Source organism: Sporolactobacillus terrae (assembly GCF_019930545.1).
GTDB classification, from domain to species: domain Bacteria; phylum Bacillota; class Bacilli; order Bacillales; family Sporolactobacillaceae; genus Sporolactobacillus; species Sporolactobacillus terrae.
Genome location: NZ_CP082837.1, coordinates 2492688 through 2507773, shown reverse-complemented (window position 1 = coordinate 2507773; position 15086 = coordinate 2492688). Strand labels below are relative to the sequence as shown.

Genomic DNA, 15086 nt, shown 5'->3' with positions numbered 1-15086 from the left:
GGCTGACACTGCGGCACTTGCCGGGAGCGTCGGCCTCTCTTTGTACCTTCAATGATCGGTCGTCATCTTACCTTTGGCTATTAAATCTTTTCTCGAAATAAGAGGTAGATGAAGTAGGGTGCACCGATCGCTGAAACAACAAGACCGACAGGGACCTCTGCCGGTGCCCAGATCGTTCGGCTGAGCGTATCGGCAATGAGCAGCAGGCAGGCCCCCATCAGTGCGGATAATGGGATTAGAACTTCATGACGGCGTCCGATAATCCGGCGGACGAGATGCGGGACAATCAAACCAAGAAATGCGATGCCGCCACCGACAGACACACTGGCTCCGGCAAGGGCGACTGCGATGATCAGAAACAGCGTTCGTTCACGGTTCACCGCCACACCTAGACCGCTGGCCACTGCGTCTCCAAGCGCAAGAATGTTTAATGTGCGCGCTTTGAAAGTGGCTAGCGGGATAAGGATGAGCATCCACGGAAGAATGGCGAGTACATAAGGCCAGTCGGTTCCCCATATGCTTCCCGACAGCCAGATTGTCGCCTGCATGAAATCTTTTGGATCCATCCTGAGCTGAATAATCGTGATCACAGCCATAAATGCGGCGTTGACGCCGATTCCTGATAAAATCAGGCGCAGCGGCGTGACGCCATGCTGCCAAGCAAGTGCATAAATAAGCAAAGCAGCCAGCGCTGCACCAAAGAGTGCGGAAAACGGCATTAAGAATAAGGACAGCCCGCTCAGTGCGGATGCTTGCCCCTGAATCATAGAGATGTAAAAAACAACAGCCAATCCCGCACCGGAATTAATCCCGAGGATGCCGGGGTCGGCCAAGTCGTTCTGTGTGATGCCTTGAAGAAGGGCACCGGAAACTGCCATGCCCGCGCCGATAAACAGCGCAATCACCATGCGCGGCAGACGAAATTGAATGAGCACTAACGCATCTTGGGGACTGCCTTTTCCTACAAGCACACGCAGCACATCGATGGGGGCGATCCGCAAATAGCCGGTATTTAAACTTATGATCAATGTAACCCCAATGACACAAAGTATACATAAAGTGACGCTCAAGATCCGTCTTTTCGGTATCATCCGTGCATCCCTCCTGCGGCATGGCGCGAGAGATAGAGGAAGAAAGGTACGCCGATTAAGGCGGTAACGACGCCGACTGGAGTCTCAAAAGGCGGATTAATCATCCGCGCACCCAGATCGGCGCCAACCAGCAGGACAGCACCAAATACGGCTGAGCAAGGCAGCAGCCAGCGGTAATCGCCGCCAATCAGAAATCGTGTGATATGCGGCACGATCAGACCAATGAATCCAACCGCTCCGGCAGCGGATACAGCGGCGCCGGTCATCAGCAGAACGGCCAGAATAGCGATTGTTTTTACGAGTAGGGTGCGTTCGCCAAGTCCTTTGGCGGTCTCCTCGCCTAAGCTGAGTGCATTGATTGAGCGTGAAATCGTCAAGACGAGAATAATACCGAACACGGCGACGGGAATCAGGAGTTGGACATGCAGCCATTGCACACCGGATACACCGCCGGCATACCAGAAACTCAAATCGCGCGCCACATTAAAACGAATGGCAATCGTTGATGTGCAGGCATTCAAAAAGGCGGTAACCGCCATCCCGGCAAGAACCAGCTTAACTGGAGAAACGCCGCCGCGTGAGAACAGGGCAATACCGAAAACGAGCAGTGCTCCGATGCCGGCGCCGACAAACGAACAAAGCATCAGCGAAAGAACGGAAGCCTGTGGAGCAAAAACAAGGGCGCAGACCATGACCAGGGAAGCCCCGGAACTGACCCCCATCAGTGAAGGTGAGGCCAGTGGGTTACGGGTCATCCCCTGCATGACGGCTCCGGAAGCAGCAAGGAGAGCGCCGACCAGCGCCGCGCCAATCGCTCGAGGTATTCGGATATTACGAATAATCTGCTGATTGGCTGTGAGCGTTTGATCATTCGTGAAGCTTTGCCATACAGTTGAGAAATGAACGTGTACCGCGCCGTAGAGCAGTGACAGAATAAAAGTGACGACGAGAAGAATGAGGCCGCCAATCAAAGCCGTTAACGCCCGCGCTGCCCGCGTTGGTTTTCGATTGTTGGGGCGTTGTGTTCGCTGTTTTGCAATAAATGACAAGAACATAGATGAAGCTCCTTAATATTGAACTCTGTTTCTATTATAATTGATAACGAATATCAATAGTATAAAATCAAAAAAATAGTTGTAATTGATAATGAATATCGTTATCATAAAAATGTCACAATTAATTAATAAATTAGGGAGGAACCACTCTTGATTTACATAAAAAAAGCGGCAGTTACTTTCGCAAGTGTTTTACTCGTTTTAAGTCTATTGGCAGGATGCAGCACGGCGAACGATGCATCGGATAACAACGCATCGTCTGTTCCAAAAACGCGTGTTGCTAAAGATGCGATGGGTCACAACGTCAAGGTGCCGACAAAACCGAAAAGGATTCTTGCCTCTTATTTAGAGGATAATCTGGTAGCGCTTGGTGTTAAACCGGTCGCCCAATGGTCGATCAACAACGGTAAAAGTGTTCAGGACTATCTTCAAAAGGATCTAAAAGCGGTTCCTACTGTTCCTTCTGACCTGCCTTATGAAGCCGTTGCCTCATTCAAACCGGATCTTATTTTAATTGACTCAGCCGGCGCAGTAAGCGGAGGCAAATACGCGCAATACCAGAAGATTGCGCCGACATACGTCTTGAATAAAGATGTGAACGGCGACTGGCGCGACAAATTGCTTCAAGTCGGTACTGTTCTTGGCAAAAAAGAACAAGCAGAGAAAGTACTTGCTGATTATGATGCCAAAGCCAAAAAGGCAAAGCAGACGGTGAAAAATGCAGTAGGCACGCCAACTGTAGCCGCGATTTGGCTGACTGGGAACAAGTTCTTTGTCGTTGGCGACAATGTATCCAGCGGCGCGGTTCTTTATCAAGACCTTGGTTTAAAAGCACCGCAAGTCGTTCAAGAAATTTCAAAAAGTGCAACGGCCAACTGGTCGGCGATTTCACTTGAAAAATTAGCTAAACTCGATGCAGATTATCTTTTCTTAATTAATAGCGACAAAAGCAGCGGTGCAAAAATGCTTAAAGATGCTGTGTGGAAAAACATTCCTGCAGTGAAAAATCACCATGTCTTTGAGTATGGCGCGGACGCAAGCTGGTTGTATTCAGGACCCAATGCCAATTCACAAATCATTGATGGTGTGCTGAAAAATATGACTCAAAGTAAGTGAAAGGGAGCGATCGTGCATGGGACGGCTGCATACGGAAGAACTGGATATAGCTTATGGAGATAAACTGATCGTTGACCGTTTGTCCATTGATCTGCCCGAAGGCAAAATCACCGCTTTGGTTGGAGCAAATGGATCAGGAAAGTCCACGATTTTAAGAACAATGGCTCGTTTGATGCGCCCAAAAGGCGGGAGCGTGCTGCTTGACGGCCGCAGCATTCACAAACAGCCGACGCGTCAGGTAGCGAAACAACTGGCTATTCTTCCGCAGCATCCGATTGCCCCCGGAGGCGTGACGGTTCGAGAACTGATCTCTTATGGACGTTATCCGCATCAAAAGGGAATGCACCAACTTAGCGAGACAGACCGGCAAGCGATTCAATGGGCCATCCGCGCAACGGGTTTGGACTCCTTTGCTGACCGCGCAGTCGACAGTTTATCCGGCGGGCAGCGCCAGCGCGCCTGGATTGCGATGGCGATCGCTCAGGAAACCGATTGGCTTTTTCTCGATGAGCCGACAACCTTTCTGGATATGACCTATCAACTGGACATTTTGAAGTTAATTCGCAGGCTGAATCGGCATGAGCAGCGATCCGTTGTGATGGTTGTCCACGATCTCAACCATGCGATTCGATTTGCGGATCATATGATCGTCATTAAATCGGGCAAAGTGATCTGCGAAGGCGCACCGCGGAATGTTGTAACGGAACAGGTGCTGGAGCAGGCATTTGGCGTGAAGTCGGATATTTTTATCGATCAACGGACACAGCTGCCGCTCTGCGTGCCCTATGATACAGTAAATGAACTCAGCTGAGGGGGAGAAATGTGTGCTTGATCTTTATGACGTAACCATTATCGGGGGCGGACCCTCCGGACTGTACACCGCTTTTTACAGCGGAATGCGCGCACTCAAAACGAAGATTATTGAAGCGAAAAGTGATCTTGGCGGATTGGTCACGCACTTTTACCCAAAGAAGACGATCTATGATGTTGGCGGTATTCCGAGTATTAAAGGCGCACAGTTGATTGAGCATCTGAATCGGCAGGCTGAGACCTTTCATCCGGCGATAATCACCGGCCAAACAATTGTGAACATGGAGAGGCTGGAGAATCAGACCTTCAAGTTGGTTGCTTCAAACGGTGCTGTTCACTATTCGCGCCGGATCATTCTTGCGGTTGGCAGCGGCATTTTTGAAGTCAACAAGCTTCCACTCGAAGAGGCGCCTTTATATGAAAATACGAGCCTGTTTTACGCTGCCGGCGATCCGCAACGATTTGCCGGCAAACAGGTGGTGATTTCCGGAGGCGGGAACGGCGCACTGGATTGGGCGGCAGAGCTTGAGCCTCATTGTAAGCGTCTCACGGTGATCTACAGAGGAGACCAATTTGTTCATGCTTTAGAGCATAATGTGGAACGGCTGCATACGTATCAGGTAGACGTGAAAATGTCCTCTGAGATTGTTGCGCTAAGCGGTACGAAGGGACAATTGAGTAGCGTTACCGTATGCAGCAGTGCATCCGGTTGTTCGGAGACGGTTGCGGCCGATGCGGTGATTGTCAATCACGGTTTTCAATGCAGCCTCGGCGGATTGGATGATTGGGGGATGACCATTGACAACAGCGGAATCTGCGTTGATCAAAGCATGCAGACCTCCGTAAACGGCATCTATGCAATCGGCAATGCCGCTTCCTATCCGCAGAAATTGTATTTGATCGCCGCCGGATTTGTTGAAGGTCCAATAGCCGTCAACAGCGTGAAGCACGATCTGGAACCGGAAGCACCGGCTCAGGCAATGGTCAGTACACACCACAGCTTCTTCAACGATAAGTAAAAAATGAACGAACAAAGTAGCGCATCGGAGCAATCCGGTGCTTTTTTTATCTAGAACGATCAAACCTGAAAAGTTGTATCAAACGGACCAAAATTCGTATCAAACCTGAAATTGGCGATGCTGTTACGTGTAGCGATGTGAATCCGAAGATGTCGAGACGCTGAATCAAGAGGAGCCGGGTCTTGGTGAGATGATGCTGAGAAACTAGAAACAGAACCGTTTGTTTTTGATGCTTTTCCTTATTTATTATTCAATTATCGAGCCTAATAAAAAGCGTACCAGCTCCGATAAGTCGTCTTTGAAAGAACGGTTTAAGAAAATAAATTTCATGAAAATTAATTTGACAAGAAGGCGTTTTTATTTTAAGCTTAATTTGCTTAAAGCATGTTTACGGTCTCGCAATAAAGTGCCGAAAACATAAGGATTTGTTCGATGAACTTGATTATAGAGGAACTTGTGCACGTAGCGTTTAATGCGTATTAATGAAAACGGTTTATAGGAGGCTTAGACATGGCAAAGAAAGACTACTCCCAGCTGGCAAATGAAATTGTTGCAAATGTCGGCGGCAAAGAGAACGTGAAATCATTGATTCATTGCGCGACACGGTTGCGCTTCAGATTGAATGATCAAAGCAAGGCAAATAAGGAAGTGCTTGAAGATCTTCCAATGGTGCTGACCGCAGTTAGTGCCGGGGGACAATATCAAGTGGTTATCGGCGACGAAGTGGTGCCGGTCTATGAAGCGATTATGAATCGATACGGATTCAGTGCCACAGACAGCAAATCTGCAGCGGGACAGGAAGACAAAGCAGAAGAGGCAAAATCGGAGAACTGGTTTGAACGTTTTGTTGCCGTTATCTCTGGCATTTTTACGCCGTTTATTTCAGTACTGGCCGGTGTCGGCGTTCTAAAAGGCGTCGCTATTCTTATTTCAACGTTTCACTGGCTGCCAGCAAACTCACCGATTTATCTCATTATAAATACACTGGCGAGCGGCGTATTTACGTTGTTGCCGATTTTCATTGCCATTACGGCGGCCGACAAGTTTAATACCAATCGCTACATCGCGGTGGCCCTCGCTGCAGCGATGATCTACCCGCTGACGGACGCTCAGATTCCCGAGGTTGCCCATTTATGGGGCTATGCGGTAGACTTTAAAACTTATGGCGGTGCGGTTATTCCGACCATTCTGGCGATCTGGCTTGAAAGTCATATCGAACGTTGGTTTAAGAAACAGCTTCCGGCAGTCATGCAGCTGGTTTTCGTTCCTTTTCTGACCTTGGTTGTTGCCGGGCTGTTGACCTTCTTGATTATCGGACCGCTCGGCACGGCGATCGGTACCGGGCTTGCTTATGGGTATAAGTTCTTATACGACTTAAGCCCACTGATTGCCGGCGGCATTCTGGGTGCCACCTTCCAGATCTTTGTTATTTTCGGATTGCATTGGGGCATCCTGCCGATTTCGTTGATTAATATTCAAGCGTACGGCTATGATACCTTGCTTGCGGTTATGATGGTTGCCGTTGCCGGACAGTTTGGCGCAGTCACCGGGTCAATTTTCAGAGCAAAGAAGCTGAAAAACCGAGAAATCGCCATTTCAGCCGCAATCAGTGGATTCTTTGGGATTACTGAACCGGCAATCTACGGGATTAACTTAAAATATAAAAAAGCATTTATCTTTGGCCTGGTCGGCGGTGCGCTTGGTGGCGCAACGGTGAGTGCAGCGGGCGTTAAATGTTTCAGTTACACACCGATTATGAACATTTTTGAAATGCCGCTGTTTATTGGCCGCGATTCAAGTATTGTATGGGCGATCATCGGTTTTGTTGTCGCCTTTCTCAGCGCATTGCTGCTCGTCCTTGTTTTTGGATTTAATGAAAGCAACACGGAAAAGCTGTTCGCCAAGGTGACCTCTGGAAAGAAGAGCCTGACGGAAAAGAAGACAGCAAAGCTTGGACTTAATGTAAAGGATGAAGCAGCAGCTTCAACCGCAGCGGAAGAATCCGAGCAGCCGGCGGTAAACGTAAGCGGCCTGACTTTGACAGAAACCGTATACAGCCCGGTTGCCGGTCATCCGGTGCCGCTTTCTCAAGTAGATGATCCGGTATTCAGTTCGGGTGCGATGGGATCCGGCGTCGGCGTGCTGCCGTCGAAAGGGACTTGCGTGTCGCCGGTAGACGGTGAAATTACGGTGGCTTTTCCGACCGGTCATGCATATGGAATCAAATCCGACAATGGTGTCGAAGTACTGATTCACATAGGAATCAATACGGTTGAACTGAAAGGCAAGCACTTTGATCCGAAAATTGAAACCGGTGCGAAAGTGAAAAAAGGCGATCTATTGACAACCTTTGAGCCGGACAAGATTAAAGAAGCCGGTTATGATCCGACCACGATGGTGATTGTGACCAACACAAATAATTATGAGGCCGTTGTTCCAAAGCTAGACCAAGACGCTGCAACGGATCAGCCGCTGATTCAGGTATACAGCAAGTAAAAGGCAAATAAAGAAAACTTGGCAAAGCTAGGCCTTTGGCGCCTGCTAAATCATAGTTGCCCTTATACTTCTTATCATGCGAAAAAGGCGCTCATTTCCTTAATTTGAAATGAGCGCCTTTTTTGTAAGTGTAGATTGGTCTGCTGTTAAGATGCTTTATGGAGTAGGGACTGCGTCTGCATCATCTTTTGATACGTTTTCTTTAGCCGATATTTTTTTGCCCGCCCATAAGGAGGCAAGCAGCGAACCGGACATGTTGTGCCAGACGCTGAACAGTGTTGCCGGAATGGCAGCGACCGGTGAGAAGAACGCCATAGCAAGGGCAACGCCGAGTGCGGAGTTCTGCATACCGACCTCAAAGGTGATCGCGCGACTTTTAGCGTGATTCATACCAAGCTTGCGACTGAAGAAGAAGCCTAACAGGTAGCCAAGCAAGTTGTGTAGGATAACAACCGGAATGATGACAAGTGTTCCCGCAGTCACTAAGTCGCCGTTCTTATTTGATGCGGCAACAACACCGCCTGCGATCAGGATAATGGCAAGTGTTGAAACAAGCGGCAGCGCATCGGCTACTTTAGCGGTCTTTTTGCCAAACAACGTATTGACGAGTACGCCGAGAACGATCGGCACAATGACGATTTCAACAACGCTGACAAAGAGCGACTGGGTCGGAATCTTTACCCAGTGACCGGCGAGCAGCCAGAGAATCAGCGGTAGCATCACGGGTGCAATCAGCGTAGATACAGCACCGATCGAAACACCGAGTGCCACGTCGCCCTTGGCGAGGAAACACATGACATTTGAAGCTGTTCCGCTTGGGCAGCAGCCGACGAGGAGCACGCCGACAGCAACGGCAGACGGAAGCTGGAACGCAAAACACAGTGCGAAAGCAATCAGCGGCATAATCAAATAGTGAGCAACAACACCGATGATAACGTCTTTTGGACGTTTGAAAACTGCGGAAAAATCAGATTTCTTAAGGGTCATGCCCATGCCGAACATGATGATTCCGAGCAAAACGTTCACATACGGAAGTACCCACGTGATTAAGCCGGGTTGGAGGTAGCTGACAACAGCAGCTGCCAGTACGAATGCAGCAAAATATTTTCCTAAAAATTGGCCCGTTGCGACAACAGCCTTCATGATTCAGAACATCCTTTCTCTTTTCGAGTATCCTTTTTTATTTTTCTGTCTCGTTCACAAAATAATCATAAAAATTTCAATGGAATCACTGCTAATGGATCATTTCGTCGGTATCTTCTGTCTCTTTTGGATCACCGCCGATCAGTGCACAGGATTCGTCTTTTTCTCTGTTTCAGATCCAGACCATGCTTCAGGCAGCTGCATCACGCCGCCGGTATGTGCAGAAGTGACCAGTGCGGCATAGCGGGACAGATAGCCGCTTCGCACTTTCGGTACAAAAGGCTTCAATGTTTTGCGCCTTGCAGCAAGTTCTTCGTCGGAAACATGAAGATGCACGGTACGGTCGATCAGATCGATGGTGATCTCATCCCCGTCTTGAACGAGTGCGATTGGACCGCCTGCAGCGGCTTCAGGGGAAACGTGACCGACCGAGATGCCGCGTGTCGCACCGGAAAAACGTCCATCTGTGAGTAATGCAACTTCTTTACCAAGCCCGCGTCCAACGATTGATGAGGTTGGCGCAAGCATCTCCGGCATACCCGGGCCGCCTTTTGGGCCTTCATAGCGGATCACGACGACATGGCCCTTGTGTACCATGTGATGATCAATCGCTTCAACCGCTTCATCATGTGAGTTGAAGCAGATCGCATGACCGGTAAATGTTTTGACGGACGGATCGACACCGCCGACTTTGATGACCGCACCTTTTGGCGCAACATTGCCGAAGAGCACGGAGAGTCCGCCTTCGTTGCTGTAGGCGTCTTCAAGCGGGTGAATGACTTTTGGATTTTTGATGGTCGCATTGGCGACATTTTCGCGGAGTGTTTTTCCTGAGACGGTAAGTCGGTCCGGATGGATGACCCCATCCATATCGGTGAGGACCTTGATGATCGCCGAGATACCGCCGGCTTCGTGAACATCTTGCATCGAGAATGCGGAGCTTGGCGCTATTTTTGCCAGGTACGGCACCTTTTTTGCGACTTGGTTAATGCGGTTCAGGTCGTAATCAATCGCTGCTTCAGAAGCAACGGCCAGCATATGAAGGACGGTGTTGGTTGATCCTCCCATTGCCATATCGAGTGCAAATGCGTCATCAATTGCTTCCGGGGTGATCAGGTCGCGCGGGCGAACATCTTTTTTGATCAGGTCCATCAGTTTAAACGCTGATTTCCGAACAAGTTCACGTCGTTCATCAGAAACGGCCAGCGCGGTGCCGTTGCCTGGAAGTGCGATGCCGAGCATTTCCATCAGGCAGTTCATCGAGTTGGCGGTGAACATACCGGCGCATGATCCGCAGGTGGGACAGGCGGAGGATTCAAGATCCAAGAATTGTTCCTTGGTCATCTGTCCTTCTTTGAAGGCTCCGACACCTTCGAATACCGATGACAGTGTGAGCGCTTTACCCTGCGCAGATAGCCCGGCTTTCATTGGACCTCCGGAACAGAAGATAGCCGGAACGTTGGTACGAACAGCTGCAAGCATCATGCCCGGCGTGATCTTATCACAGTTAGGAATGTAGAAAACGCCGTCAAACCAGTGTGCATTGATCATCGTCTCGGCAGCATCGGCGATCAGTTCACGGCTCGGCAGCGAGTAGCGCATGCCGATATGACCCATGGCGATGCCGTCATCAACGCCGATGGTATTGAACTCAAACGGAATTCCACCGGCTTCACGGATCGCTTGTTTGGCAACATCGGCTAATTCACGCAAATGAACATGACCGGGAACGATATCCACATAAGAGTTGCAAACGGCAATAAACGGTTTGTTCATATCCTCTTGATTCTTTACGATGCCGGTTGCGCGCAGCAGGCTTCTGGCCGGGGCACGATCGACCCCTTTCTTGATTTCATCACTTCTCAATTCATTTCATCCTTTCTGTTTCTTTTTCTTATTTTCCAGAGGTACAAAAAGGCTCCCATTCAAATTGAATGGGAGCCTTGCCCGACTCCCAACTACGCCAAGGAGGACCCGGACAATCGTTATTCATTTCAGCGATTGCCAGGATCCTAGATAATAATCACGACGCGTAGTTGGGATAGAATGAACATTATGATCAGCCTCTGATTTAAATTAAGAAATTTGTAAAAATTACTATAACACGCCCATTGCCGTTCGTCAACGGAATTTTTAGAAAATGCACAGCATTCTTATTGAATGACAATAGGCCGAGTTAATCGATGCAGCGAGCAAGGATCACTGGACGATCAGACATGAAAAGAACGAACTTGGCAGATCCGTTGTTTCAAAATCTATTTAATCTTATACTATAAAGATATGAAAAAAGATACGTACTCATACCGGTTCACGTGGTTAAGCAAGCCATCTCTGGATGGACCGGCTGAGGAAATGAAAACGGCTATTGGGGGAACGAAGTTATGGTTTTTGATACGCATAACCACACACGTTTTTCATTTGACGCAGATATGGATGTTCAAGAAGCGCTGAAAAAAGCGGAAAGCTGTCATATGAATCTCGTGCTTACCGAGCACTATGATCTGAATGAACGCCAAGAGGACGGTTCTTCAGTCGATTTCGACCTTGCGCATTATTTCGATGCTTATGGCCCGTTAAGAGGTGAGCATCTGCTGCTCGGAATTGAACTTGGTCTGGATAATCGGCCGGATTATACAGCACGCAACCGTGCACTTGTGGAAACCTATCCATTCGATATGGTGATTGGATCGGTCCACAACCTTCAGGATTTTGATTTGTATTCAGATCGGGCTAAAAATTTTCTCAGTAAACATGATCTGTTTGCACAGTACCTCATCTATGCCGAACATACGATTCATCGAAATCCGTATATCGACACGTTTGCCCATATCGATTACCCATGCCGTTATTTGAAATACAATGATAATGTTCTTCGCTACGAAGACTACCCGCTCCTCATGGATAATCTGCTCAGCACACTGATTGAGAATGATATTTGCCTTGAAATCAACCTTCGTCTCATTGATCAAAACGGATTCCGTGAAGGACTTGAAAGTATTGTACGCCGCTACAGCGAGCTTGGCGGCAGCTTTGTGACGATTGGCGGCGATAATCATACGGCGGAGTCGATTGGAACGAACTATGCGCTTGGTGAAGCGATGGCACGTGAGTATAATCTCGTTCCCGTTTATTTTAAGGAGCGCAAGCAGATGGTGGACAAGCTGACGCTCTAAAACATACCGGTCAAACAACAATATCGAAGGACCGAAACCCGTTTAGTCGATGAAAAAAGACGCTTGTGATTAACAAAAACGCTTCATGCAGGTATACTAATCGCAGAACTTAGCGAGAGAATGGAAAAAATCGCTTTAATTATAGGATGTGGTGTTTTTGACCCAGGCGGCGCAGAAACTGAATGAAGAGAAAGTATTTAAGGATCCGGTGCACCGGTATATTCATGTTCGGCACCGTTTGATTTGGGATTTAATCGGTACGCCTGAATTTCAGCGCTTGCGGCGTATTCGGCAACTGGGCACGACATTTCTCACCTTCCATGGCGCCGAACACAGCCGATTCGGTCATTCGCTTGGCGTCTATGAAATTGCCAGACGTGTGATTGATATATTCAAGTACCGAAACAACTGGGATGATTCGGAAACGATGATTGCGCTCTGTGCTGCATTGCTTCATGATGTCGGACATGGACCTTTTTCACATTCCTTTGAAAAGGTCTTTGGTACCAATCACGAAGAGTATACGCAGAAAATCATTCTCGGGGATACGGAAATTCACCGCTTGCTTGAACGGCAGGGCGAAGGATTCGCAGAAAAAGTTGCTGAAGTCATCGGCAAAACCTATCCGAATCGGTTGGTTGTCAGTTTGATTTCCAGTCAAATTGATTGTGATCGGATGGATTATCTGTTGCGCGATGCTTATTTTACCGGGGTCAGCTACGGCCATTTTGATATGGAACGTATTTGGCGCGTGATGCGCACGGTTGATGATCAGATCGTTTTTAAATTATCCGGCATGCATGCAGTGGAAGACTATATTATGAGCCGTTATCAGATGTATTGGCAAGTATACTTCCACCCGGTGACACGCAGCGCCGAGGTCGTTCTCACTCAGATTCTGCATCGGGCCAAAACGCTTTATCAGGAAGGTTTTCAATTCAAGTACACACCGCATCCGCTGATTCAGATCTTTGACGGAAACATGACGCTTCATGACTATCTCAAGCTGGACGAGTCGGTTATTCTCTATTTCTTCCAGGTCTGGCAAGAAGAAAAGGATGAGATTCTCCGCGATCTCTGCTGCAGGTTCATGAATCGGCGTTTGTTTAAGTATGTTGAATTTTCGCCGTCTCTGATTCACTCCAAAGATCAGCTCGCCCTTGCTTTTAAACAAGCGGGCATCGACCCGCGCTACTATCTGGAAATTGATTCTTCATCCAATTCACCCTATGATTTGTATCGGCCGGGTGAGGAAGGCGAGCGGCAGCCGATTGAACTGCTGATGCCGGACGGGACACTGCATGAGTTGTCGCAGGAATCCGATGTTGTCGGATCAATTACCGGGATGCGCCGGACGGACTGCAAACTCTATTTTCCAAAAGATCGGATTGATGAACTGCCCAAGCAGGAAACGTATCGAAAAAAAATAAAACAGCTCCTTGGCATCTAAGCGACTACAGACCGAAACATGTGTAAACGAAACGATAGAGATCATGGTACATGGGGGATAAGGATACATGTTGGAAGACCACGCGAAAATTGCTGCCTTAATTCATCAATCGGAGGGTTATTTAGAACGCAAGAAACTTCAGAAAGTCGTATACATTCTTCAGCGCTTCGGCTGTCCGTTCAATCAGAAGTTCCATTTCTATTTTAGCGGACCTTATTCTGAAGAGCTGTCGATCCAATTGGATGAATTATGCGACTTTGGTTTTTTAATCGAGGACTGGACGAGTCGAAGCGATCAGGCTGAACAGTGCGCCTATCGCATTTCAGAAGCCGGGGAGGATTTCCTCTCCCATTATAAAGATGAGCTGCCGAAAACCCCGCTGATTCAGCGTGTGATGGGGCAAACAACGTCTTTTCTTGAATGCGCGGCGATGCTACTTTTCTTTGATCAGCTGCCACAAAATGTAGCGTTCGACAAAGTGAGAACGCTTGAAAAAAATAATGAGGTATGTCGCTTTCTCGAACCAGCACTTACGTTTCTTAGCGAACTGCGTGCGGCACAGGCTGCGGATGTATCCGTCTTTTAATTGCGGAACATCTGCCAGAATAAGAAAAACTAGGCGATGCCTAGTCCGTACTTCCGCAGGATGCGGTGGCTTTCGTTAGCGAAAGCTGTTTTTTTAACAGGATAAGAAAGTATACGATTTTGCCCCGTCTTCAAACCCATAGACCAGTGTCTTGGCCAAGCGTCAAAAGCGGAGGTGCTCTGGCGCCTGCGGGATCGCGCTTAGTTGATGCGTGCCAGCGAGCAACCGAAGCGACGATTCAGCACCGAAAAGACACGAGTCCATCACACATGGTTGGAGATTAAGGACTGGACGCTTTTTGCCCGGTTTTTCTGACAGGTAAAGAAAGTACATGATTTTGCCCTGTTTTCAAGCCAATAGACCAGTGTCTTGGCCAAGAATCAAAGCGGAGATGCGAGACGCCAGCGGGAACAGCGTGCCAGCGAGACCCCGCAGATTTCTGTTTGTCTGAGGAGGCTCGCGGTGCGCCCGCGGCAAGCGAGTAATCGAAGCGATGATTCAGCACCGAAAAGACACGAATCCATCACACATGGCTGGAGGTTAAGGACCGGGTGCTTTTTGCCCGGTTTTTCTTACCATCACTCAGTATGAGACCGTTTGATCGGATTCGATCAAACGGTCTCATTAAGTTCGTGCATCTGATTCAGAAGTTCTTTTAACGCTTTAAGTTCATCCAATGTCAGTGTCATGCCTTTGCCCATTTTTGTATTGTCCGGAGCCCAGTCTCTCAGATCAAACTTCGGTGAGCGTCCGTTCCAGCTGATCAGATTCAGCTGCTTCGTCCATCCTCGGGATGATTCGCTAATGGTGCCGATTTGTTTGATGCGTTCGTAGTCGATACTGCCCATTGGTTGCACCCTCCTAGTAGTAGTGTTTGTTACTCGATTTAATGGACGATTCTACATGAGCACAAAATGCTGGTGAAACCATGAATCGATGCTGAGCAGTTCTGTACTGTCGGCGATAATGTGTGGTTCCCCCTCTTCATCTTGCGTCATAAGATGCCCTTCCTTGTCCTGATCGGCCATATAAAAGTTGTTTACTTTAAAAAGCAGCCGAATCTCCATAAAGTCTAGCGGAATGTCGACGGCTTCCCCATATACATTTTTGATGCATCTGACCAAGATCATGCCTTATGAATCCTCCA

Annotated in this window: 13 protein-coding genes; 7 read left to right on the top strand and 6 right to left on the bottom strand. The window is 48.4% G+C overall.

Going from position 1 to position 15086, the window contains the following annotated elements; all coding sequences use genetic code 11:
* Positions 1 to 80: 80 nt before the first annotated feature.
* Entirely contained in the window at positions 81 to 1091 is a 1011-nt protein-coding gene (locus K7399_RS12030; RefSeq protein ID WP_037562925.1) for a FecCD family ABC transporter permease, read from the bottom strand.
* The gene (locus tag K7399_RS12025; RefSeq protein WP_028976132.1) at positions 1088 to 2146 is read right to left on the bottom strand and encodes a FecCD family ABC transporter permease; all 1059 of its coding nucleotides are present in this window, start codon (positions 2144 to 2146) and stop codon (positions 1088 to 1090) included. Before K7399_RS12025 ends, K7399_RS12030 begins: the two co-directional genes overlap by 4 nt.
* Before the next feature lie 150 nt (positions 2147 to 2296).
* Here K7399_RS12025 and K7399_RS12020 point away from each other — a divergent pair, with 150 nt between their 5' ends.
* From K7399_RS12020 to K7399_RS12005, 4 genes are all read left to right on the top strand, one after another.
* On the top strand, positions 2297 to 3262 hold the full coding sequence (locus tag K7399_RS12020; protein WP_051577802.1) for an iron-hydroxamate ABC transporter substrate-binding protein: 966 nt from the start codon (positions 2297 to 2299) through the stop codon (positions 3260 to 3262).
* 16 nt (positions 3263 to 3278) lie between these two features.
* On the top strand, positions 3279 to 4073 hold the full coding sequence (locus K7399_RS12015; RefSeq protein ID WP_028976130.1) for an ABC transporter ATP-binding protein: 795 nt from the start codon (positions 3279 to 3281) through the stop codon (positions 4071 to 4073).
* 13 nt (positions 4074 to 4086) lie between these two features.
* On the top strand, positions 4087 to 5091 hold the full coding sequence (locus K7399_RS12010; protein WP_160168692.1) for an NAD(P)/FAD-dependent oxidoreductase: 1005 nt from the start codon (positions 4087 to 4089) through the stop codon (positions 5089 to 5091).
* A gap of 510 nt (positions 5092 to 5601) precedes the next feature.
* The gene (locus K7399_RS12005; protein ID WP_028976128.1) at positions 5602 to 7587 is read left to right on the top strand and encodes a beta-glucoside-specific PTS transporter subunit IIABC; all 1986 of its coding nucleotides are present in this window, start codon (positions 5602 to 5604) and stop codon (positions 7585 to 7587) included.
* Between the two features lie 156 nt (positions 7588 to 7743).
* On the opposite strand, the gene K7399_RS12000 is transcribed toward K7399_RS12005, so the two are convergent.
* Entirely contained in the window at positions 7744 to 8730 is a 987-nt protein-coding gene (locus K7399_RS12000) for a bile acid:sodium symporter family protein (protein WP_028976127.1), read from the bottom strand.
* A gap of 141 nt (positions 8731 to 8871) precedes the next feature.
* On the bottom strand, positions 8872 to 10596 hold the full coding sequence (ilvD, locus tag K7399_RS11995) for a dihydroxy-acid dehydratase (RefSeq protein ID WP_028976126.1): 1725 nt from the start codon (positions 10594 to 10596) through the stop codon (positions 8872 to 8874).
* A gap of 515 nt (positions 10597 to 11111) precedes the next feature.
* Here ilvD and K7399_RS11990 point away from each other — a divergent pair.
* The 3 genes from K7399_RS11990 to K7399_RS11980 all read left to right on the top strand — a co-directional run bounded on the left by K7399_RS11990 (position 11112) and on the right by K7399_RS11980 (position 13939).
* The gene (locus K7399_RS11990; RefSeq protein WP_028976125.1) at positions 11112 to 11903 is read left to right on the top strand and encodes a PHP domain-containing protein; all 792 of its coding nucleotides are present in this window, start codon (positions 11112 to 11114) and stop codon (positions 11901 to 11903) included.
* A 157-nt stretch (positions 11904 to 12060) separates the two neighbouring features.
* Positions 12061 to 13353, top strand: a complete 1293-nt coding sequence (locus K7399_RS11985) for an HD domain-containing protein (RefSeq protein ID WP_028983392.1) — start codon at positions 12061 to 12063, stop codon at positions 13351 to 13353.
* 67 nt (positions 13354 to 13420) lie between these two features.
* A complete protein-coding gene (locus K7399_RS11980; RefSeq protein ID WP_028976123.1) occupies positions 13421 to 13939 on the top strand; it encodes a YwgA family protein in 519 nt (172 codons plus the stop codon).
* A gap of 611 nt (positions 13940 to 14550) precedes the next feature.
* Here the strand turns inward: K7399_RS11980 and K7399_RS11975 are convergent.
* On the bottom strand, positions 14551 to 14787 hold the full coding sequence (locus tag K7399_RS11975; protein WP_028977554.1) for a YdbC family protein: 237 nt from the start codon (positions 14785 to 14787) through the stop codon (positions 14551 to 14553).
* Positions 14788 to 14838: 51 nt separating this feature from the next.
* Positions 14839 to 15069 (bottom strand): hypothetical protein, encoded by a 231-nt coding sequence (locus K7399_RS11970; RefSeq protein WP_028977553.1) that lies wholly within the window; start codon positions 15067 to 15069, stop codon positions 14839 to 14841.
* Positions 15070 to 15086 lie beyond the last annotated feature (17 nt).